Here is a 21995-nt window from a genome sequence, read left to right on the forward strand (position 1 = left end):
ATCTCCAAAGTCGCATACGAACCTTTGAACCAGTGTCACACATCGGGCAAGGTCGCAGAACCGAGGGTGACGTGCAACATCTCACATCACACATCGGCCCTATTTCCCGCACCCGGGAGGAAGCCGATGCGCACCAAGTAGTCGACGTAGATGTCGAGCCCGGCGTCCCCGACCGGGGCCCGGTCACCGTCGCGTCCGATGCGCCCGTCGGCGGCGCTCGTCGGGGTCCAGCCCCCGCCCTCGCCGACGGTCTCGCGCTCCAGACCCGCGCGGATGAGCAGGATGGCACGCGCGAGCGCCTCCGCCACCTCGGGCCGGTCCCGGAATGCGGCGGTCTGGCGCTCCAGGAAGACGTGACCGGGCACCGCCTCAACGGGATAGCCGCCGCGGCGCAGCGCCTCGACGATCTCAGCCCAGCTCACCCGGGAGCCGCTGCCCACCTCGAGCGTCCGCAGCTGATCGCCACCGCCGCGCAGGACCTCCACCATCGCCTCGGCCGCCCGGTCGACGGGGGTCATCTCGATCGTCTGTTCCAGTAGCTCCGACGGCGCCGCCCCCACCGTCGCGATCGACCGAACGAGATTCCAGAAGGCGTCGTCGGTGTTGGTGGCGCCCGAGTCCAGGGACCCGGTCAGCAGGCCGGGCCGTAGGATCGTCGACCGCACGCCGCTCGCCGCCGCGAGCTCCACGACCCGCTCGGCCACCCACTTGGAGTGCGTGTACCCGGCGTCGGGGATCTCGTCGAAGGCGCCCGCCGCCGAGATGGTGGAGACGAACTGGAAGGCCGTCCCGGGCCGACGGGAGGCCAGCTCCAGCAGGAACCGCGTCGAATCCACGTTGGCCGCCCGCAGCCGCGGGTACGGCTCGACGTGGTTGACCCGCGCGCCGCAGTGGATGATCGCGTCGACCTGCTCGATCACGCGGTCCCAGACCGCGGCGTCGATGCCCAGGGCGGGCAGCGCGAGGTCGCCCGGCAGCGCGCTGATCCGGCCCTCGTAGCCGTCCGACCAGGCGCCGTAGCCCCGCATCGTCGTGCGGATCCGCTCGAGCCCCGACGCCTCATCGCGAGCGCGGACCAGGGCCTGCACGCGGGCCGACGGATCGGCCTCGAGCACGGCGCGGATCAGGTGCCCGCCCAGCAGGCCGGTCGCGCCGGTGACGAGCACCTCGTGGCCGGTCGGCGTCACGTCCGGCGTGGACGGCGCGAACCGCACGTCGTCGACGGGGACCTCCACCGCCCGGGGCCGGCCGACCTCGGACAGCGACGCCAGCACCGACGCCGGGCTGGCGCTCTCGAACAGCCCCACGATCGGCACCCGGACCCCGAAGTCGACATCCACCCGGTCCACCAGCCGCATCAGCGACAGCGAATCGCCGCCGAGTTCGAAGAAGGAGTCGTCGAGGCCCACGTCCTCGGCCCCGAGGACCGACTCGAACAGCGCGACCATGGCCCGCTCCTCGTCGGTCTCCGGCGCCCGGTACCCGGCGGCCGCGGCGAACACCGGCTCCGGGAGCGCCGCCTGGTCGAGCTTGCCGCTCGGGGTGAGCGGCAGCGCGTCGAGCACCGCGACGAACGGGACCATCGCCGCGGGCAGCCGCCGAGCGACGCCCGCGGTCACCTCGTCGGGCGCGAGGCCGGGCGCGACGACGTAGCCGACGAGCCGGCCGCCGCGGGCGCCGTCGCGCACGAGGGCGACCGCGGCGCTCACGCCGGGGACCGCGGCCAGCGCCGCCTCGACCTCGCCCAGCTCGATCCGCACGCCGCGGAGCTTCACCTGGTCGTCGGCGCGGCCCACGTACTCCAGGGCGCCGTCGGGCAGCCACCGCACCAGATCGCCCGTCCGGTACATGCGCGCCCCGGCCCCGCCGTACGGGTCCGCGACGAACCGCGACGCCGTGAGGCCCGGGCGGCCCACGTAGCCGCGGGCCACCGCGGCGCCGGAGACGTACAGCTCGCCCACGACGCCCGGCCCGACGCGCCGGAGGGCACCGTCGAGCACCCGGACCGCCATGCCGCGCACGGGGCGTCCGATGGGCACCGGGCTGCACTCGCCGGGGCGGATCCGCGCGAAGGAGACGGCGATCGTCGCCTCGGTGGGGCCGTACGCGTTGACCAGCCGGCGGCCGGGGCCCCAGCGGTCGACGAGCGCGCGCGGCACCGCCTCGGCGGCCACCACCAGCGACGTCAGGCCGCGCATCCGCCCGGCGGGCACCGACGCGAGCACGGACGGGGTGAGCACCGCGTTGGTGACCCGGTGCTTCTCGACGAAGTCGGCGAGCTCGCGGCCCGCGCGCACCTTCGCCGAGACGACGAGCGTGCCGCCCGTACCGAGGGCGCACAGCAGCTCCCACACCGCGGCGTCGAAGCCGACGGAGGCGTTGTGCAGCATCCGCGTCCCCGGGCCCAGGTTCAACTCGTCGAAGGTCCGCACCAGATCGGCGAGGCCGGCGTGGGTGACCGCGACGCCCTTGGGCGTGCCCGTCGAGCCCGAGGTGAAGATGACGTAGGCGGTGTCCTGGGGCGTGAGGGCCGCGCGGCGGTCGGCGTCGGTGACGGGTTCGTCCCCTGCGTCGCCCGGGCCGGCGTCGAGCAGCGCACCGTCGACCTCGAGGACGGGACGCGCGTCGGCGAACATGGCCTCGATGCGCTCGCGCGGCGTCGCGGAATCGATCGGCAGGAACGCGCCGCCCGCCTTCGCGATGCCGAGCACCACGGCGACGAAGCCGATCGAGCGCGGCGCGGTCACCGCGACCACGTCGCCCGGGCCCACGCCCTCGGCGAGGAAGCGCCGCGCCCACCGGTTCGACAGCGCGTCGAGCTCGGCGTAGCTGAGCGGGGCGCCGTCGCCGGCGACGGCGCGGGAACGGGGGCGGGCCGCGGCGCGGCGGGCGACGAGCTCCGGGAGCGTGCGGGCGGGGACACCGCCGATGGCGCCGCCCCAGCGGCGCACGAGCAGCCGCTCGGTCTCGCCGGTGCCGTCGACGTCGGCGAGGCGGGCATCGGGCCGGGTGACCGCCGCGGTGAGCACGCGGCGCCACCGGTCGACCAGGTCCTCGACCCAGCCGCGGTCCAGCGCGTCGGTGCGGAAACCCGCGCGGAGGTGCATGGTCCGGCCGGGGGCCACGGCGACGGACAGCGGGTAGTGGGTGGCCTCGTCGCCGCGCACGTCGACGACCTCGACGTCGGTGCCGGGGATCGTCGCGCCCGCTGTCGACGGGTAGTTCTCCACCACGAACAGCGAATCGAAGATCTCGTCCCGGCCGGCGGCGCGGGCGATCTCGGTGAGGCCGAGGTGCTGGTGGTCGAGCAGGCGCACGTACTGCTCCTGCACGCCGAGGGCGATCTCGCGGACCGTCGCGCGCGGGTCGAGAGCGACCCGCACCGGGGAGGTGGTGATGAGCAGGCCCACCAGGTCCTCGACGCCGTCGAGCTGCGCGGGGCGGCCCGACTGCACCGACCCGAAGACCACGTCGTCGCGGCCCGTCGCGCCGCCCAGCGCGATCGCCCACGTCGCCTGCAGCACCGCGCCGGGCGTGGTGCCGAGCGTTCCCGCGAGTCGGGTGACGGCCGCATTGAGGTTGTCGGGGATCATCGCGCGCACTTCGTCGTGCCCCTCGCCCGACGGTCCGCCGTCGGCCCCCGCCCGCAGCGGCCGGTCGCGGGCGACCAGCGTCGGCTCGTCGAGACCGTCGAGCTCCGCCGCCCAAGCGGCACGCGCGGCCTCCCGGTCGCGGCCCTGCAGCCAGGTGAAGTAGTCGCGCAGGCCCGCCCGCGGCCCGCCGAGGGCGTCGGGATCGATGCCCGCGTACCCCGCCAGGAGGTCGCGGAAGATCACCGGCGCCGACCAGCCGTCCCACAGGATGTGGTGGTTGGTCACCACCAGCCGGGCATCGCGCTCCCCCACCCGGACCAGCAGAAACCGCACGCCGGGCTCGCGGTCGAGGCGGAAGCCGCGGTGCCTTTCGGCGGCGGCGAGCTCGTCGAACCGGGCCTCGGGGTCGCGCGCCCCGCGCACGTCCTCGTGGCGGTACGGCACGGGCCCGGGCGCCGCGATGACCTGGACGGGGGCGTCCAGCCCGTCGGCGACGAACCGGGCGCGCAGCGCCTCGCGGCGCGCCAACAGCGCACGCACCGACTCGGCGAAGCGGTCCTCGTCGAGGACGCCCTCGAAGTCGATCACCGTCTGCACGACGTACGGATCGGTCGCATCGCCCGCCGCATCGCCGAGCTCCGCGTGGTAGCGGAAACCCTGCTGCAGCACCGTCAGCGGCAGCACCTCCTCCAGACCCGGGTACCGGTTGTCGAGGCGATCGACCTGCTCGCCCGTCAGCACGACCAGGGGGAAGTCCGACGGGGTGTGCCCGCCGCCGCTGCCCGCCGCGGCCACGACGTCGCGCAGCGCGTCGAACCACAGCGCGCCGAGCCGGCGGACCGCGGGCTCGTCGACGAGCGCCGGCGCCCACGTCCACGCCGCGACCAGCTCCGGCCCTTCCGCGCCGTCGCGGGCGACGGCGTTCACCTCGACGGCGTGCATCAGCGCGAGCGCGCCGGGCGCCGGGGAGAGATCGGCGAAGCGGCGGTCCGGCGCCCAGTCCTCATCGCCCGCGCCGATCGTGCGGCCCAGGTAGTTGAAGCCGATCTCCGGCTGCGGCAGCGCAGCGAGCTCCGCCGCCGTCCCCCGGCCGTGCTGATCCGGCCCGCTCGCTCCGCTCCCGGCGCCGCCGTACCGCGCGAGGCCGTAGCCGAGGCCACCGCCGGGCACCGCCCGCAGCTGCTCCTTGACGCGCTTGACTGCCGCCGCGGCGCCGTCCGCGCCCGGCCGCAGCCGCACGGGGTGGACGTTGGTGAACCACCCGACGGTGCGCGAGAGGTCCAGCCCCGGTGCCAGGGACTCGTCACGGCCGTGCGTCTCCACCTCGACGAGGGCGGCGCCGTCGCCGCGGCCGCGCTCGTGCGCCCACGCGATGACCGCGGTCGCGAAGGCCGCGAGCAGCACGTCCTGCACGCCCGCGTGGAAGCACTCCGGAACCGCGCCGAGCAGCGGCCCGGCGACCTCGGCGGGCAGAGTCAGCTCTGCCCGGCCGGCGGCGCCGTGGGTGTCGCGGACCGGGTCGAGGACACCATCGAGCAGCGCGGGCGCACCCTCGAGTACGGAGCGCCAGTACGCGAGCTCCTCGGGGGCCGCCTGTGCGGCGCTGTCCGCGAGCACCGTCGACCAGCGGCGGAAGGAGGTGCCCACCGGAGCCGTCACCACGGGCCGGCCCGTCGCGGCGGTGTGCCAGCCGGTCGCGAGGTCGGTGAGCAGGATGCGCCAGGAGACCCCGTCGACCACGAAGTGGTGGGCCGCGACGAGCAGCGCGCCCTCCCGCTCCGGGCCGAGGTCGAACCACACGACCCGCAGCAGCGACGGTGCGCCGGGCCCCAGCAGGCCCGTCACGCGGCGGTGCTCGGCGGCGATAGCGGCACCGGTCTCGTCGAGCGACAGACCGGTGGCGTCGAACCGGTGCACGACGTCCGCGGCGGCGACGGCGCCGACGGGCCGGACCACGAGCGACGAGCCGCCGTGCGCCGTGCCGATCTCCGCGCGGAGGGCGTCGTGCCGGTCGAGGATCGCCTGGGTCAGGGCGTGCAGCGTCTCCTCGCCCACACCCGACGGGGTGCGGACCAGCACCGACTGATGGAAGCCCTCGGGGGTGCCGCCGTGCGCGACGAACCAGGACAGGACGGGCGTGGGCGCGATCTCGCCGACGCCGTCGTCGGGCACGGAGTCGGCGGGATCGGCCGTGCGGGCCACGGCCGCCAGGCCCGCGACGGTGCGGTGCGCGAAGACGTCGTGCGCGGTGATGATGACGCCCGCGGCGCGGGCGCGGCCGACCACCTGGATCGCCGTGATGGAGTCGCCGCCCAGCTCGAAGAAGGATTCGTCGACGCCGACCCGCTCGCGGCCGAGCACCTCGACGAAGACCCCGGCGAGGATCTCCTCGGCCGAGGTACCGGGCGCCCGGTACGGGGCGGCGTCGCCGGCGTCGGGCACGGGCAGCGCCGCGCGGTCGACCTTGCCGTTCGCGGTGAGCGGCAGCACGTCGAGCACGAGCACCCGGGCGGGCACCATGTGCGCGGGCAGCCGCCGCGCGGCGTGCGCCCGGACGTCCGCCTCGGACGCCGTGCCGGTGACGTACCCGACGAGGCGCCGGGTGGGCTCCTCGCCCTGCACGACGACGGCCGCCGCGCCGACGCCGGGGCACGCCGCGAGCGCCGCCTCGACCTCGCCCGGCTCGATCCGGAAGCCGCGGAGCTTCACCTGGTCGTCGGCGCGGCCCACGTACTCCAGCTCGCCGCCGGGTAGCCACCGCACCAGGTCGCCGGTGCGGTAAATCCGCGCGCCGTCGGCGCCGAGGGGGTCGGCGACGAAGCGCGACGCAGTGAGGGCGGGCAGGCCCGCGTAGCCGCGGGCCACGCCGGGCCCGCCGACGTACAGCTCGCCCACGACGCCCGGCGGCACGCGCCGCAGCCCGGCGTCGAGGACGTAGGCGCGGGAGCCGCCGATGGGCCGGCCGATGGAGACGGCGCCCTCCCCCGGCGTCAGCGGACCGAGGGTCGCGGCGACGGTGAGCTCGGTGGGGCCGTAGGCGTTGATCAGCCGCCGGCCCGGCGCCCAGGTCTCGACGAGCGCGCGGGTGACGGCCTCGGCGCCGACGGTGAGCGAGGTGAGGCCGGGCATCCGGCCCGGCGTGATCGACGCCAGCACCGACGGGGTGATGAGCGCGTGCGTGACGCCGTGCTCCTCGACGAAGTCGGCGAGCTCGTCGCCCACCCGGGTCTCGCCGGAGATCCGCAGCGTGCCGCCGGTGGCGAGAGCACTGAGCAGGTCCCAGAAGGAGATGTCGAAGCCGACGGAGAAGTTCGACAGCACCTGCGCGCCCGCGCCCGCGCCGGTCCCGGCGGCGATCGCGGCGGCCAGGCCGGCGGCGCCGGCGTGCGGCACGACGACGCCCTTGGGGGTGCCGGTCGTGCCGGAGGTGTAGACGACGTACGCGGCGTCGTCCGGCCGCAGCGGCCGGCCGCGCTCGGCGTCGGTGAGCGGCGCATCGTCGAAGTCCTGCAGGTCGGGGACGGTGTCCGCGGCGACGACGAGCCGCGGCGCCGCGTCCTCCAGCAGGAAGGCGATGCGCTCGGCGGGGTACGCGGGATCGATCGGCAGGTAGGCGGCGCCGGCGCGCAACGCGGCCAGCTCCACCACGATCAGGCGCGCGGAGCGCGGCACGGTCAGCGCGACCACGTCGCCCGGCCGGACGCCCTCGCCGCGCAGGTACCGGGCCCAGCGGTTCGCCTCCCGGTCGAGCTCGGCGTAGGTCAGGGACTTCTCGTCGTCGGCGAGGGCGAGCGCGTCAGGCCTCGCCTCGACCCATTTGTCGATCAGGTCCGGAACCACCACGGCGCTCTCCGGGCCCGACGGTGCGCCCCACGTCGCGAGGGTCGCGGGCTCGGGGTCGAGCAGCACGTCGAGGGCGGCCACCCGCGTCCGGGAATCCGCGGCGACCTGTTCGAGCAGCCGCCGCCAGCGGGCGACGAGGGACTCGACGGTGGCGCGGTCGAAGACGTCGGTGCGGTACTCGACGGCGCCGGTGAGCCCGTCAGTGGACTCCGTGACGCTGAACAGCAGGTCGGCGCGGGAGGTGCCGACAGCCATCGGCGCCATCTCGGCGACGAGCACGTCGCGCAGGTCGTCCCAGCCGGGATCCTCGTTCCAGCCGAGGATCACCTGGAAGATCGGGTGCCGGTCGGCGGAGCCGCGCGGCTGCATCGCGACCATCTCGCCGAAGGGCACGTCCTGGTTCGCGTAGGCGTCGAGCACGGTCGCCCGGGTGCGCCGCAGGTACTCGCCGAACTCCGCCGACCAGTCGACGGTGGTGCGCAGCGGCAGCAGGTTGACGAACATGCCGACCACGTCGTCGCACGACGGAGGGCGGCCGGACGCGGCGGTGCCGATCACCACGTCGTCGCCGGCGCCGAGCTTGGACAGCAGCGCCGCGAGGGCGGCGTAGTGGACCATGAACAGGCTCGTGCCGTGCTCGCGCGCGAGCTTCTGCAGGGGCTCGACGAGCTCTGCGGGCCACGCGAAATCGACGGTGCCGCCCTCGAATCCGCTGCCGGCGGGGTACGGGCGATCCACGGGCAGCACGGTCTCGGCCGGCGCACCGTCGAGCGTGCGGCGCCAGAAGTCGCGCTGCGCGACGACGGGCCCGTCGGGGTCGTGCAGCCGCGCGAGCTGCCAGGCCGCGAAGTCCGCGTACTGCACGGCGGGGACGCCGAGCTCCGGTGCGACGCCGGAGCGGCGGGCGGCGTAGGCGGCGACGAGGTCGCGCAGCAGCGGCCTCACGGAGGCGCCGTCGCCGGCGGTGTGGTGCAGCACCAGGACCATGCGCGGCGGCTCGTCGGGGTCGGGGTCCTCGAGCAGCCATCCTCGGAAGGGCGGCTCGGCGGCGAGGTCGAAAGCGTACGCCGCGCACTCCCGGGCGACGGCGTCGCGCTGCTCGGCGGGAACGGTGCGCCGCTCCAGCAGGCGGTCGTCGTCGATCGCAACGGTGAGGTCCTGCACCACGTCGTCGCCGCGCAGTTGCAGCACGGTGCGCAGCGCCCGGTGCTTGACCGCCACGTCCCGCAGCGCACGGGCCATCGCCGCGGCGTCGATCGGTTCGTCGAAGTCGAGGACCAGCGGCATGTTGTAGACCGGCGAAGGGCCGCCGAGCTGGAAGTCGCGGAACAGCCCCGCCTGCGCGTGCGATGCGGGGGCCTCCGTGACGTCGCCCAGCGCGGGGATCGACGGACCTGCCGGACCGGAGTTCGACGGTGCCGCGGCGTCGACGTTGGCCACTGCCAGCCCGCTCAGGGGCCGTACCGCCGGGGCGGCGGCGGGCGGCGCGGTCGCTATCAGCGCGGCGATGCCGCGGGGCGTGGGGTTGTCGAAAACCTCCACCACGGGAACCTGCACGCCGCGCAACTCGGCGATCCGGTCGGTGACCCGGACCGCGACCAGCGAGGTGCCGCCCAAGTCGAACAGAGAATCGTCCGGGCCGACGTCGGGCATGCCGAGGATCCCGCCGAGCCATTCGGCGACGAGCGCGACGTCGTCCCCGCCGGTCGCCGTGCCGGCCGGGGACGCTGTCGCCTCGGATGCGACGTCCTGTGGCACAGCCTCGAGCAGCGGGCCGAGGAGCGCGTCGGGGTCGGCGACGAGCGCCGCGATGGCGCCGTGCCACTCGGCCGCGAGCGCCGCGACCTGTGGAGCGTCGAAGACCCCGGCCCGGCCGCGGACGTCGAGGGTGAGCCCGCCGTCCATGGCGAGCGCGACGAAGCCGAGGTGCCGGACGGGCCCGGCGCTGACCACCTCGGTGCCGCCCGGCACGCCTGCGAAGTCCTCGGGCACGGGCTGCAGGTACGTGACGACCACGCCGGTCGAGCCGTGCTCGCCGTCGAGCGGGCGGCCGCGCTGGTGCAGGAAGGCCTGGCGGATCCCGGCGTCGACGGCCCTCAGGCACGCGCGCACCGTGCCCGCCGGGGCCAGGTCGACGCGCACCGCGATGGTGGTCCCGGCGGCACCGTCGGTGTCGAGGCCGGTCTCGTCGATGCGCCCCGAGACCGGCAGGTCTACCCGCACGCGCTCGGCGCCCGTGCGCCGCGCGGCCACGAGCGCGGCGGCCACGACGACGACGGTGACGTTCCGCACGCCGACGGCGCGGGCCTCGGCGTCCAGGCTGTGGATCAGGTCCGCGGCGAGCGACCGCAGGGGCGCGCGGACCTGGCCGCTCGCTCCGCCCGACGGTGCGCCGCCCGGCAGGACGGCGCGCCCCGGGAGGCCTGCGCCGCGCCAGTAGGCGGCGTCCTCACCGCGGTCCTGAGAGGAGAGGTAGCCGGACTCGGCTGCGAGCAACGCCCGCAGCGGCCGGATGGGATCCGCCTGGAGCGAGCGGCCCTCGACGAGGTCCGTGTACGCGGCGGCGATCGCGGCCCGGACGCGGGCGGCGGTGTAGCCGTCGGCGACGGCGAGATCGCATTCGAGGAGCAGCCGCACCCGGCGCTCGGACGTGCGGACGAGCGCCAGGCGGACCCGGGGCTCCCGCGGGGGCGAGGCCAGCCGGTCCGCGGCGAAGCGCCGCGCCGCCTCCTCGGGATCGCCCTCCCGACGGAGATCGACCCGCTCCACGACAACGGTGGTTCCGGCGCCGACGTGCTGGGTATGCGCCTTCTCATCGATCCGGGCCACAAGCGGTTCGGCGGCAGTCGCCACGTACGCGGCCGCGCGGCGCAATACGTCGTCGTCGATCGCCCCGTCGAGCACGACGTACTCGCTGATGGTCCACAGCGGGCTCGCGCCGTCTGCGCGGCGGGCGGCGAGGACGTACTCCTGCGCCCGGGTCAGTGGTACCCCGGCACGCGCGGCACGCCTCGCCTTGAACCGGTTCGCCATGATCCCCCCTCAATCAGGTTTGCGATCGCAACCTTATCGAACGGAGTCAAGCAATGCCGCCGCTATCCAGCAGCCGCCACCGGCCGGCGGCGAACCGCCACGTCTCGAACGTGCCGTTCTCGCGCACCCGGTGATAGACGTCGGCCACGCCGTCGGCGTCCAGGTCGGTGAAGACAGCGGTGCCGTCGGCGTCGACGAGGGTGCCCGTGTCGACCGTTCCGTCACCGTCGGTGTCGAGGGCATGCACGTCGTACCAGCCGCCGTCGGCGTGCACCCAGAGCCCGCCGGGCGCGGGCTCGGCCGCAGGTACGGCGCCGTCGAACAGCCCGGCGCCGAAGGCGTCCGAGTCGGGTGATCCGAACAGCACGAATTCAGGGTCCATATTCATTGGACGCACCGGCCTCCCGATCGGTTCCCGGTCCGCGAGCCAGCCGCAGCGCGGCGTCGGCCTCCGCGGCGACGAGCGCCGCAGCCAGCTCGACCTCCACCCGCTGCCGGAACCCGGCCGCGGCGGCGTCGGCCCAGCTCCGCCGCTCCGCACGCGCGGTCGACCGGCGGCGCATCCGGAGCAGCCACACCGCGGCGGCGAGCCCCACCGCGAGGCTGATCGGCAGCGCGAGCCAGCGCAACGCGCCCAGCACCTCGAGCGGCGCGGCCACCGCCCGGCCGATGCCGAGCCCGGCGGAGGCGCCCAGGATCAGGACCGCCAGGTCCTCGGGCCGGCGACGGTCCGCCGGCGCCGCTGGCGGGTCGGGACGCGGCAACACCGGCACAGCCGGCTCTGGCGGGTCGGGCCAGCCCGCGAAGGTGCCGCGGTAGGCGGCGCGCAGGTGCGCGCCCAGCGACCGCTCCAGCGTGAGGACGACCCCGGTGAGCCGGGAACCCACGTCATCGCCCGGCTCGTCCTCGTGCCGGCGGAAGCCCTCGGCGGAATCCGCGAGGAGCGCGGCGCGGATCCGCGCGATCGCCGATCGCAGGTACGCGGACCGGTCGGCCCGCTCGAGTGCCGCCCCCGGCGGCCCCGGCACCGTCGGCGCACCGGCCGGCGATGCGGGGCACGCGGGCGCGGGGGCCGCGAGCGCGGCCCGGAGCTCGGCGAAGCCGCCGCCCGAGTCGGGCTGGACACTCACCACGTCGCCGCCGAGGCGGCGCCCGGACTCCGCCAGGGTGGCCGCCGCGTGCGGGTAGACGTCGGCGCCCGTGGCGGCGAGCACCGTCGGCAGGTCGGCGCGGAGCCGGCCGAGCGCGATGGCGTCGACCGCGTCCGCGGGGACGCAGGCGTCGAGGACGTAGACCAGGACGTCGTGGTCGCCGCGGTGCTCGCCGAGCGGCACCGGCACCCCGTCGGCGTCGACGGCCGCGGCGTCCCCGCCCAGGCGGTCGGCGACGGCGGCCGCACCGGCCGGGTCCTGCCCGGCCACGAGTACGGTCACGATGCCCGCCCCAGCCGGTCCAGCAGCAGCTGCTCGGCCTCGTCGCGCCGCGCGCAATCCGTCGCGGCGAGGGCGCGCAGGGCACCGTCGAACTCCGCCTCCCGGCGCTCCTCGTACCCCCGCAGGGCGGCGGCGAGGGGAGGCAGCAGCGCGTCCACGCCGCTCAGCTCGCGCAGGCTGGCCAGTAGCGTCTCGTCGGGCATCGACGGGGTCTCGCGCAGCGCTCCCAGCGCGCACGCCAGCCCGTAGCCGCCGAACCGGCACAGTAGCGGGGCGTCCTCGCCGAGCGCCTCCGTGGCCGCGAGCGCCGACGCGGGCAGCGCGAGAGGCGATTCCGCGAGGCGGCGGATCGCGGGTAGGTCGGCCGCGTCGACCCCGTCGAGCAGCGCCATCACCGCGACGACCGGGCGGCCCAGGATCTCGCCGAGGCGCGCGGCGTACTCGTCGGCGGCGCGCCAGGACCCGGCGGCGTCGGCCTTGGTCCACGCAATCACCGGCGGGCCCGCGGGATCGGCGTCCAGCGCCTCGACCGCCGCGCGGTCGGTGGCACGCAGTCCCCCGGCGAAGCAGTAGAGGAGCGCGTCGGCGCCGTCCTCGTCCTCAGCCGTCTCGACCGCGCGCGAACGCAGAGCCGCGCCCAGCACCGTCGTCCCGACGCCGGCGCGGCCGAGCAGCCGCACCCGTGGCGCGCCGCGGCGCACGGACAGATCCCCCATGAGAGCCCCCGCTCCCGATCGGCGCCCCCGCGCCGATCGCCTACCGGGAGGGTACGAGCGCCGCGTCGTCGGCGGTGGGCGATTGCTCCGATTCGTGCCGGCCGCCGGCCACGAAGACCGCGAACGCGGCGCCCACCAGGCATATCACCGCGGTCACGCCGAAGACTTCGCCGAACATCCGGCTGTAGGCCTCCTGCGTCTGCCGGGCGACCTCCATGGCCGTCCTCATGAAGTCGCCCGTCGGGGCGATCCTCGGCATCGAGTCCATGATCGAGTTCAGGCGATAGAACCCGAACGTGGTCAGCGCGGCCACACCGATCAGCATGCCGCTCATCCGGGCCACCACGAGCAGCGCCGAGGCGATCCCGGCCTGCGATAGCGACACCGCGCGCAGCGCCGCCGACGAGAGCGGGCCGATCACTACGCCGAGCCCGAAACCGGCGATCGCGAGTGACGTGTCGAGCGCGGGCAGGAAGCCGAGGTAGTGGGCGGAGAGCACGTCCGCCGGCCACTGCGCGATGAGCACGTAGCCGCCCGCCGCGACGACGAGGCCGACCACCGACACGATCCGGTCGCCGAAGCGCGTGGCGAGGAAGCCGCCGAGGATCGCGCCGACAGGCAGCGCGAGCAGGAAGCGGACCAGGGTGAGCACCGCGGCCACGCCGTCGCGCTGGAGCACCAGCCGCGCATAGATCTCGACGTCGACCAGCGTCACCATGAGCGCCGCGCCGGCGCACACCGACGCGGCGCAGGCGGCCAGGAAGGGCGGCACGCGCATGCCCGCTGCATCGATGAGCTTGATCCGCGCGAACCGTTCCCAGAGCGCGAACGCCACGAAGGCGACCGCGGCCCCGAGCAGCAGCCACGCCCCGTTCGGCGGCAGGATTTGCTCCCCGTCCGGTTCCGGGTTGTAGAGGCCGATCACCGACAGTCCCAGCGCGACGGCCAACAGCAGCCCGCCGACCACGTCGACCTTCTGCTTCGTCACCTCCCGCTTGGGCACGGTGATCTGCAGTAGCAGCATCGCGACGAGCGCGAGCGGCACGTTGATCCAGAAGACGACGCGCCAGGCGTCATCGCGCGGCACCGAGGAGAAGTGGTTGTGCACCAGCGTCACCACGCCCACGCCCACGACGGGTCCGAGCACGCTGCCCAGTTCCTGGGCGGCGCCGACCCAGCCGAGCACGGCGGCCCGTCGGCGCGCGGACCACAGGTCGGCGGCGAGGGCGAGGGTCACGGGCAGCAGGGCGCCGCTCGCGACGCCCTGGACGACGCGGCCCACGAGCACCTGGTCGAGCGCCGTAACGTCGATGTCGATCCCGGTCAACGGGATGTGGAAGGCGATCTCCAGCGTGCCCGCGAGCGCCGTCAGCACCGATCCCACGATGAACAGCGCCAGGCTGGCCTGCAGCACGAGACGGCGACCGAACCGGTCGGAGAGCCGCCCCAGCAGCGGCATCGCCGCGATGTAACCGAGCAGGTACCAGGTGATGATCGGGGTGGCGAGCTGGATCCGGTTGATGGGGATCTCGACGCTGCGCATGATGTCCTCGAGCACCGAGACCACCACATAGGTGTCGAGCGCGCCGAGCAGGACCGCGAGCCCCGCGGCGCCGATGGCGACGCCGCGGCCGCGGACGGGCCCCGGGGTCTCGGGCGCCGCGGTCATGGTCACTTCGCGGTCTTCGGGTCGAGCAGGGTGACCTTCGTGCCCCAGTCCGAGAGCGTCACGGTCAGCGTCCCGGCGTCGAAGCCCACGTTGGCGCGGACCAGGTTGTTCGGCGCGGCCTCCTGCACCCAGAAGGTGAGCGGGCGGTCGCCGAGGGCGGCCTTGGGGACGATGCCGGCGAGCGCGCTGCCGGGGATGATCCCGGAGACGCGGACGGCCTCGACGCCGCCGATCTGCTCGCGGCCCTCGACCTTGGGGTCGCGGACGGAGGAGATGAGGTTGGCGATGCCCTTGTTCGGGTCGAGGATGGCGGAGGCGTCGTAGATGTCGGCGGCGAGGCCCATGTCCTGGTAGTTCTGGCCGGCACCGAACTGCGCCCACAGGTGCGCGTCCACGACCACGAACTTGGCCTTGACCTGGGTGCCGTTGAAGGTGACATCGGCGTCGCCCTGGCCGGAGACCTTGGGCTGGTTGGTGAGGTAGGCGGAGACGCTCTTGACGGGCAGGTTGGGCACAGTGCCGTCGACGGAGAGGTCCAGCTGCACGTCGTGCAGCTCCCGCGCGGCCTTCGACGAGGCGTCGATCAGGGTCTTGGCGTCGGGCAGCGGGGCGTCGTTCACCTTCGCCCCTTCGCTCTTCGAGCAGGCGGCCAGGAGGCCGACGACGGCGAGCAGGGCCACCACCATGGAGGCGAGGCGGAGCGCCGTGTGGCGAGTGTTACGCACGATCATGCGGCCAATGCTAAGTCACAAGCGTGAAGCTGGGACGATGGAGAGCGTGCCCCAGTCCCAGGATCCCCGTGCCGAGCACCGTCGGCTGTACCCCCGCGTGACCAGTTTCCGCTCCCGCCGCGCCGCCCTCACCCCCGCCCAGCAACTGGCGATGGACACGGGCTGGGAGACCCTCGGCCGGGACATCCCGCCCGCGTCCCCCCTGCCCGACGGTGCGCCCGACGGTGCCTTCCCGGCGCCGGCGCACCCGCTGGACGCGGAGGCCTGGTTCGGGCGGTCGGCCCCGCTCATCGTGGAGATCGGCTCCGGCACCGGCACGTCGACGTGGGCGATGGCGCAGGCCGAGCCGGAGAACGACGTCGTCGCGGTCGAGGTCTACCTGCCCGGCATCGCCCAGCTAGTGGGGGCGGTGCAGCGCGCGGAACTGACGAACGTCCGGGTCGTGCGGGGCGACGGGGTCGCGATGCTCGAGGACATGATCGCGCCGGGCACGCTCACCGGTGTCCGCGTCTACTTCCCGGACCCGTGGCCGAAGGCCCGGCACCACAAGCGCCGGCTGCTCCAGCCGCGCATGTTCTCGCTGATCGCGGACCGTCTGCGAGTCGGAGGGATTCTGCACGTGGCTACTGATCATGCAGACTATGCAGAGGCGATTGCGGAGACCGCACCCTCGGAGCCGCTGTTGCGGCCCGTGGTGCTACCCCCGCGGCTCGCCGACGCCGGGCTGCCGATCTCCGTCGACCGCCCGGTGACCAAGTTCCAAGACAAGGCCGCGCAGGTGGGCCGCGACATCCACGAGTTCGTCTGGGAACGCGTGGAGGAAGGAGAGGTGCGGTGACACCGTTCGACGCACCCACCGACCCGCAGCCCGACGTGGCCGCGCGCGTCCTGCTCGTCTGGGACGCGCCCAACCTCGACATGGGGCTCGGCTCGATCCTCGGCGGTCGCCCGACAGCCGCACACCGCCCGCGCTTCGACGCACTGGGCCGCTGGCTGCTGGAGTACACAGCCGCCCTGGAATCGGACACGGACACCCGGCTCGAGCCCGAGGCCACCGTCTTCACCAACATCGCGCCTGGCACCGCCGACGTGGTCCGCCCCTGGGTCGAGGCCCTGCGCAACGTCGGCTACGCGGTGTTCGCCAAGCCCAAGGTCGACGACGACAGCGACGTCGACGAGGACATGCTCGACCACATCGACGTCCGGCGGTACTCGCCGGGCCTCGGTGGGCTCGTCGTCGCGTCCGCGGACGGCCAGGCCTTCCGCGAGCCGCTGGAAGAGATCTCCGCAAGCGGCGTACCGGTAACCGTCCTCGGGTTCCGCGAGCACGCCGCCTGGGCGCTGGCGTCCCCTACTCTGGAGTTCGTCGATCTCGAGGACATCGCCGGGGTGTTCCGCGAGCCGCTGCCACGGGTGAGCCTCGATTCGCTGCCCGACGAGGGTGCGTGGCTGCAGCCGTTCCGTCCCCTGTCCTCGCTACTTTCGAGCCGGGCCTAGCCCTAGAACCGGTTCACCGGAAAGGAATTTTCGCTTGTTCGCAGCTATAGGACGCTTCACGTACGCGTTCCGGTACACGATCATCGCGGTCCTCTTCGTGTCCATCGCCGCGACCGGCGTCTGGGGCTTCCTCGGGCTCGGCGCCAAGACCAAGATGAACGGCCTCTACGACGAGGCCAGCGACTCCGTCGCGTCCGCCGTCGTCACCGACAAGGCCAACGGCCGGGAGATGCAGCCCGACATCCTGGTGCTGATCAAGCCGGCCGAGGGCAAGAAGATCTCCGACGCGGACGTCGAGAAGGCCGTCGAGAAGACGCGCCAGGACGTCCTGGCGAAGTTCGCGACCGGCGACGACGCCAAGCTGAACCCGGTCAACGAGAAGGACCCTCAGGAGAGCTCGCTCAGCTACACCATGTTCGCCCCGGGCGCGCCCCAGGCGAACGACGGGCTGTACAAGAAGTTCACCCGCACGGACGCCGACGGCGGCACGTGGGGCTTCTTCACACTGCCGATGAAGTCGGCGGACGACACGCAGCGCGGCAAGGACTGGGTGGCGATTCAGCAGCCGCTCATGGAGATCCTGCGGTCGGAGGCGAACAAGCCGGTCTTCGAGGCGCAGGTGGCCGGTCTCGTCCCCGTGACCTCGGAGGTCACCGAGGGGGTGCAGAAGGACCAGAAGAAGGCCGAGATCATCGCACTGCCGCTGGTCGCGATCGTGCTCTTCTTCGTCTACGGCGGCATCGTCGCCGCGGTGCTGCCGATGATCATCGGTGTGCTCACCATCGGCGCTGCCATGGCGGTCGCCTCGGTGATGGCCGACTTCACGGACGTCAACCTCTTCGTCGGGCCGATCATCTCCCTGATCGGCCTGGGCATCGCCCACGACTACGGCCTGTTCATGGTGTCCCGGTTCAGAGAGGAATTGGACGAGGGATACGACACACCCACGGCGGTCAGACGCACGGTCATGACCGCCGGCAGAACGATCATCATGTCGTCGCTGCTCATCGTCGGCGCGCTGGCCTGCCTGTACATCTCCCCGCTGGGCCTGCTGACGTCGATGGCTACGGGCGCACTGCTCGGCGTCTTCATCGCCGCGATCCTCTCGCTGACCCTGCTCCCCGCGATGCTCGCGGTGCTCGGCCCGCGAGTCTTCGCGCTCAGCTTCCACTGGTTCCTCACCATCTTCGACAAGTGGAAATTGCCGCTCATCGGCGGCGTCGTCCACTGGGCCGCTGAGAAGACGGGCCGGGCGAAGACCAAGGCCAACATCGAGGCCGGTATGTGGGGCAAGGTGACCGACGCGGTCATGAAGCGCCCGAAGACCGCGATCGTCGGCGTCGTGACGCTGCTGCTCGCGATCTGCATCCCGATCGTCGGCCTCCAGTTCGGCGGCATCTCGCAGACCTACCTTCCGCCGACCAACGAGACCCGCCAGGCGCAGGACCAGTTCCAGGAACTGTTCCCGGACAACACCGGGCAGCCGGTCAAAATCGTGTTCACCAACGCCAGCGACGCGCAGATCAAGCAGGTGCTCGACGAGGCGAACAAGGTCCCCGGCTTCACGCACTCGAACCCCGCGGACCCGAATTCCGCGCGGTTCAGCGCGGCCACCGACGCCGTCTCCACCGTCAAGGGAACGACGGAGAAGCTCCAGGTCCGTGGCCACGACGTCGCGGTCCGGGTCTCCAACGGCAGCATGCAGGACCCGAACGACACCAAGGCCGTCGGCGAGGCGGTGGCGGCGCTCCGCGGCATCCAGATGGACGGCGCGGACCCGGGCAAGGGCGTCGGCTTCCTGGTCGGCGGCATGCCGGTGCTGCAGTACGACTCGATCGATTCGATGCTGAGCCTGCTGCCGATGCTCCTCCTGCTGCTGGTCGTGGTCACCACGCTGATGATGTTCCTGGCCTTCGGCTCGCTGACGCTGCCGATCAAGGCCGTGCTCATGTCGCTCCTGTCGCTGGGCTCCACCCTCGGCTTCCTCACCTGGATGTTCGTCGACGGCCACGGCGGCGACATCTTCAATTTCACCGGCGGCCCGATGATGGCGCCCGTCCTGGTGCTGGTGATCGCGGTGGTCTTCGGCCTCAGTACGGACTACGAGGTCTTCGTGATCTCCCGCATGATCGAGGAACGCGCTGGCGGTGCCACCACGAACCAGGCGATCCGCGCCGGTACCGCGAACACCGGCCGGATCATCACCGCGGCGGCGATCCTGCTGGCGTGCGTCGCGGCGGCCTTCGCGACGTCCGACCTCGTGATGCTGAAGTACGTCTCCTTCGGCCTGATGTTCGCGCTGCTCATCGACGCGACCGTCGTCCGCATGGTGCTCGTGCCCGCCGTGATGAAGCTGCTCGGCGACGACTCCTGGTGGGCCCCGGTCTGGATGCGCAAGATCCAGGAGGCCGTCGGCCTCGGCGAGACCTCGCTGCCGGCCGAGACCCGCGACGGCCGCCCGCTGTCGTCGGTCAAGCCCGCCACCGCGGCACCGGGCAAGGCCGCACCGGAGCTCGTCGGAGCGGGTGCGCCGGTCTCCGCCACGCGGACCACCGCGGCGCCCGAGGACGGCAGGCTCCACCCGCCGTCGAACCTGCCCGACGTGCGTCCGGCCCGGCCGACCCCGGTGGGCCCCGGCCCGCGCCGTCCCGGCCCGCCTCCCGGCTTCTCGGGCCGGCTGGAGCTGCCGCCGCGCCCGTCGGCGCCCACGCAGCGCCCGCCGCAGGATCCGCGCAGCTACCAGCAGCCGGTTCCGGGCCGCGGCCCGCAGCAGGGGCCGGGCCAGGCCCCCGGGCAGCCCTCGCGGCACCGTCAGGGCCCGCCTCCCGGCCCGCAGGGCCCGGGTGGCCCGCAGGGACAGCGTCCGAGTGGGCCGATCGGCCCGGGCGCGAACGGCCCGATGCCGCGGCAACAGGGCCCGGGTGGGCCGCGCCAGCCGTACCCGCCGCGGCCGCAGGGCCCGGGTGGGCCACAGGGCCCGCGCCCGCAGGGCCCGACGGGTGAGGGGCCGCGCCCCCAGCAGCGTCCCCCGCACCAGGACTGATACCGCACGACGAACGAGCCCCGATTCCTTCCGGACCGGGGCTCGTTCCGTGTTCCGGTCGGGTTGCCCCCGCTCGGCCCCACGGCCCTCAGCGCCGACGGCGTGCAGGCCGACGAGACCTGGCCCCGAGCATCAGGACAGCAGCGGCGCCAGCCGTTCCGCGTGGGCTCGCAGTGGTTCGACCTGCTTGACCATCACCGGGGCGTGTTCCGCCTGCCCGGACAGGGCGAGCGCCGCCACGAGGGCACCGTCACGCGACCGGACCGGCACCGCGACGCAGGCGGTGTCCTCCCGCATCTCCCCCACCTGGGAGGCGTATCCGCTGGTCCGGACGCCGCCGAGCTCCCGCCGCAGCAGGGCGGCGTCGACTGGCGTCCTGCTCGTCAGCGCGCGCAGCACGGGCCGCTCCTCCGGGAGCCCGTCCCACTCGGCGAGCAGCAGCTTCCCGACGGCGCAGGCGTGCAGGTGGTCGTTGAGGAAGCGCTCGGACTCCTGCGGCGGGTATTCGGGATCGAGATCAGCGGCGCGGACGCCGCTACCCGTGACGTAGAACAGATGAACACCGAACCGCACGGACAGGCGCGCCTCGGCGAGCACGTCGCGCGCCGCCTCGCACACCGACGGGGCGACCGCGACGTCCAGGATGTCGCCGATCCTGCGCCCGAGCGCGAACCCCGACAGGTCCGGGACGCGGACGATGTAGCCCTCGCCGGCCAGGATGGTCAGCAGCCGGTAGGTGGTGGCCGACGGCATCGCCAGCCGGGCCGCGATCTCCTTAGCGGTAATGCCGGCACCACCGCGCGCGACCTCCTCGAGCACACGCAGCGCGCTGATGACGGCCTTCGGCTGCCGTCCGGACAGCGCGCTCTCGCGGGCGGTCATCGCCGCACCGCCCAGGGTGGGGCGGGACGGAACAGGTCTGCCTCGGTGGTCTCGTCGTACACCCCGATCCGCTGCGCGACCGCGGGGCGGGGCCGGATCCGGACGACGTAGACGGCGACGCCGAGAGCCATGATCGCGAGATACACGATCGTCGGGGTGCCCTCCGCTCTGCCCCAGGACGTGACGCCGACCCCTACGATCAGCCCGACGAGGCACGCGGCCGTCGCGCACCCGATCGCGGAGGTCCAGAGGGTCGACTCGCCGATCCGCCGCAGGAAGGCCGGCGTCGCGGCGCACACCAACACGTAGGCCACGATGTAGCCGTGCGCGGAGACCGCGAGCAGGCCGACGAGTGTCGCCCGGCTCGACCCACTCACCAGCAGGCACGCCAGGGGCACAGCGACGACGAGCGGCATCGTCACCAGCAACGCCGCGGACGGGGTCCCGAACCGGCGGTGCGTGCGGCCCACCACGGGGAGGACCCCCTCCCGTCCCATCGCGAAGAGGGTGCGTGAGAGCGCAGTGACGGAGCCCAGGACGCAGGCGAACCAGGAGGCGGCGATCCCCGCCTCCATCAGCGCCGCGAGGACCGACGATCCGCCGCCGATCCGATCCGGGAGGGTCAACACGATCCGCAGTGAGTCCGTGCCCAGGCGGGCGGAGTCGGGCAGCTGCAACGCCGCGGCGAACAGGTACAGCACCCCGACCACGATCGGAGTCCATCGGATCGCCCGGGTGACCGTGACGAGTGGGTGCCGGGCCTCGCGTGCAACGGTGCCGGCGCTCTCGAAGCCGACGAAGGCCGTGATCGCGAGGAGCACGGCGAAGCCCGCCGCGCCCGGCGTGCCCGACGGTGCGCTCGGCGCGGCTCCGGCCGCCGCCCCGCCGCCGGCGACGAACGCCACGACGAGCACCGCGGAGGCCGCAAGGATGGCGAAGACCTCGATCGCGAGCATGATGCGGGCCGAGAGTTGCACCCCGCGCAGCATCAGCAGCAGCGCTACGGCGCCGGCCGCGGCGGCCAGCGCGACGGTGGCGGGCATCCCCTGCGGCACCCCGGCCCGGCCGAGGAGGGCGGCGAGGTAGCTCCCTGCCCCGATGAGACTCGCCATCGCCGCGGCCCCGTAGCCGACGAGCAGCGACCATCCGGCGGCGAAGCCGGTCGGCGGCCCCAGTCCCTTGACGGTGTAGCTGTAGAGCCCGCTCACTGCGGCCATGCGCGTGGCGAACTGGCGGACGCAGTAGCCGACCGCGGCGATGAGGAGGGTCGCGACGACGAAGACCACGATGACCCCACGGCCGACCTCCGCCATCACCAGGGCGGGCAGAGTCACCATGACCGCCGACGGGGCGACTGCGGAGACGGACTGCGCGAGCACCTGGAGCTGCGAGAGGCAGCCGCGGGGCAGGCCCACCACGGGCGACCTCGCTCTGATCCCCGACGACTCCGCCACGTCACACCTGCTCTCCAGAATCCTGCGTGCACGCTAACCGACGGGAGACGCTCCCGCGTCGAATCCCGATGAACTTCTTCGGGTCTCGAATGAGAATCCGG

At 73.9% G+C, this 21995-nt stretch carries 11 protein-coding genes; 3 read left to right on the plus strand and 8 right to left on the minus strand.

Annotation, left to right across the window (positions count from 1 at the left end; all coding sequences use genetic code 11):
* Positions 1-86 precede the first annotated feature (86 nt).
* The 6 genes from HNP44_RS15590 to HNP44_RS15615 are packed head-to-tail and all read right to left on the minus strand — an operon-like array spanning position 87 to position 15018.
* On the minus strand, positions 87-10469 hold the full coding sequence (locus HNP44_RS15590; RefSeq protein ID WP_259141929.1) for a non-ribosomal peptide synthetase: 10383 nt from the start codon (positions 10467-10469) through the stop codon (positions 87-89).
* 46 nt (positions 10470-10515) lie between these two features.
* Positions 10516-10836 carry a DUF6802 family protein gene (locus HNP44_RS15595; protein WP_259141930.1) on the minus strand — a complete coding sequence of 107 codons (321 nt, stop codon included), beginning with the start codon at positions 10834-10836 and terminating at the stop codon, positions 10516-10518.
* Between the two features lie 4 nt (positions 10837-10840).
* Entirely contained in the window at positions 10841-11902 is a 1062-nt protein-coding gene (locus tag HNP44_RS15600) for a hypothetical protein (protein WP_259141931.1), read from the minus strand.
* Entirely contained in the window at positions 11899-12618 is a 720-nt protein-coding gene (locus HNP44_RS15605; RefSeq protein WP_259141932.1) for a hypothetical protein, read from the minus strand. The genes HNP44_RS15600 and HNP44_RS15605 overlap by 4 nt, the downstream gene beginning before the upstream one ends.
* Positions 12619-12658: 40 nt before the next feature.
* On the minus strand, positions 12659-14287 hold the full coding sequence (locus HNP44_RS15610) for an MFS transporter (protein WP_259142247.1): 1629 nt from the start codon (positions 14285-14287) through the stop codon (positions 12659-12661).
* Positions 14288-14289: 2 nt separating this feature from the next.
* Complete coding sequence (locus HNP44_RS15615) at positions 14290-15018, minus strand: LppX_LprAFG lipoprotein (RefSeq protein ID WP_259141934.1); 729 nt, start codon at positions 15016-15018, stop codon at positions 14290-14292.
* A gap of 37 nt (positions 15019-15055) precedes the next feature.
* Between HNP44_RS15615 and trmB the strand changes: the two genes are divergently transcribed.
* Genes trmB through HNP44_RS15630 form a run of 3 tightly spaced genes read left to right on the plus strand, consistent with a single transcriptional unit; the run spans position 15056 to position 19558 of the window.
* Positions 15056-15856, plus strand: a complete 801-nt coding sequence (trmB, locus tag HNP44_RS15620; protein ID WP_259141935.1) for a tRNA (guanosine(46)-N7)-methyltransferase TrmB — start codon at positions 15056-15058, stop codon at positions 15854-15856.
* Entirely contained in the window at positions 15853-16515 is a 663-nt protein-coding gene (locus tag HNP44_RS15625) for an NYN domain-containing protein (protein ID WP_259141936.1), read from the plus strand. Before trmB ends, HNP44_RS15625 begins: the two co-directional genes overlap by 4 nt.
* 34 nt (positions 16516-16549) lie before the next feature.
* Positions 16550-19558: an MMPL family transporter gene (locus HNP44_RS15630; protein ID WP_259141937.1), complete on the plus strand. Its 3009-nt coding sequence runs from the start codon at positions 16550-16552 to the stop codon at positions 19556-19558.
* Between the two features lie 132 nt (positions 19559-19690).
* Here the strand turns inward: HNP44_RS15630 and HNP44_RS15635 are convergent, their stop codons facing one another.
* Both HNP44_RS15635 and HNP44_RS15640 read right to left on the minus strand, forming a co-directional pair.
* Entirely contained in the window at positions 19691-20440 is a 750-nt protein-coding gene (locus tag HNP44_RS15635) for an IclR family transcriptional regulator (protein WP_259141938.1), read from the minus strand.
* Positions 20437-21894, minus strand: coding sequence for an APC family permease (locus HNP44_RS15640; protein ID WP_259141939.1), 1458 nt, complete (start codon positions 21892-21894; stop codon positions 20437-20439). The genes HNP44_RS15635 and HNP44_RS15640 overlap by 4 nt, the downstream gene beginning before the upstream one ends.
* Positions 21895-21995: the final 101 nt, after the last annotated feature.

Source organism: Tsukamurella ocularis, from assembly GCF_024807615.1.
GTDB classification, from domain to species: Bacteria; Actinomycetota; Actinomycetes; order Mycobacteriales; family Mycobacteriaceae; genus Tsukamurella; species Tsukamurella ocularis.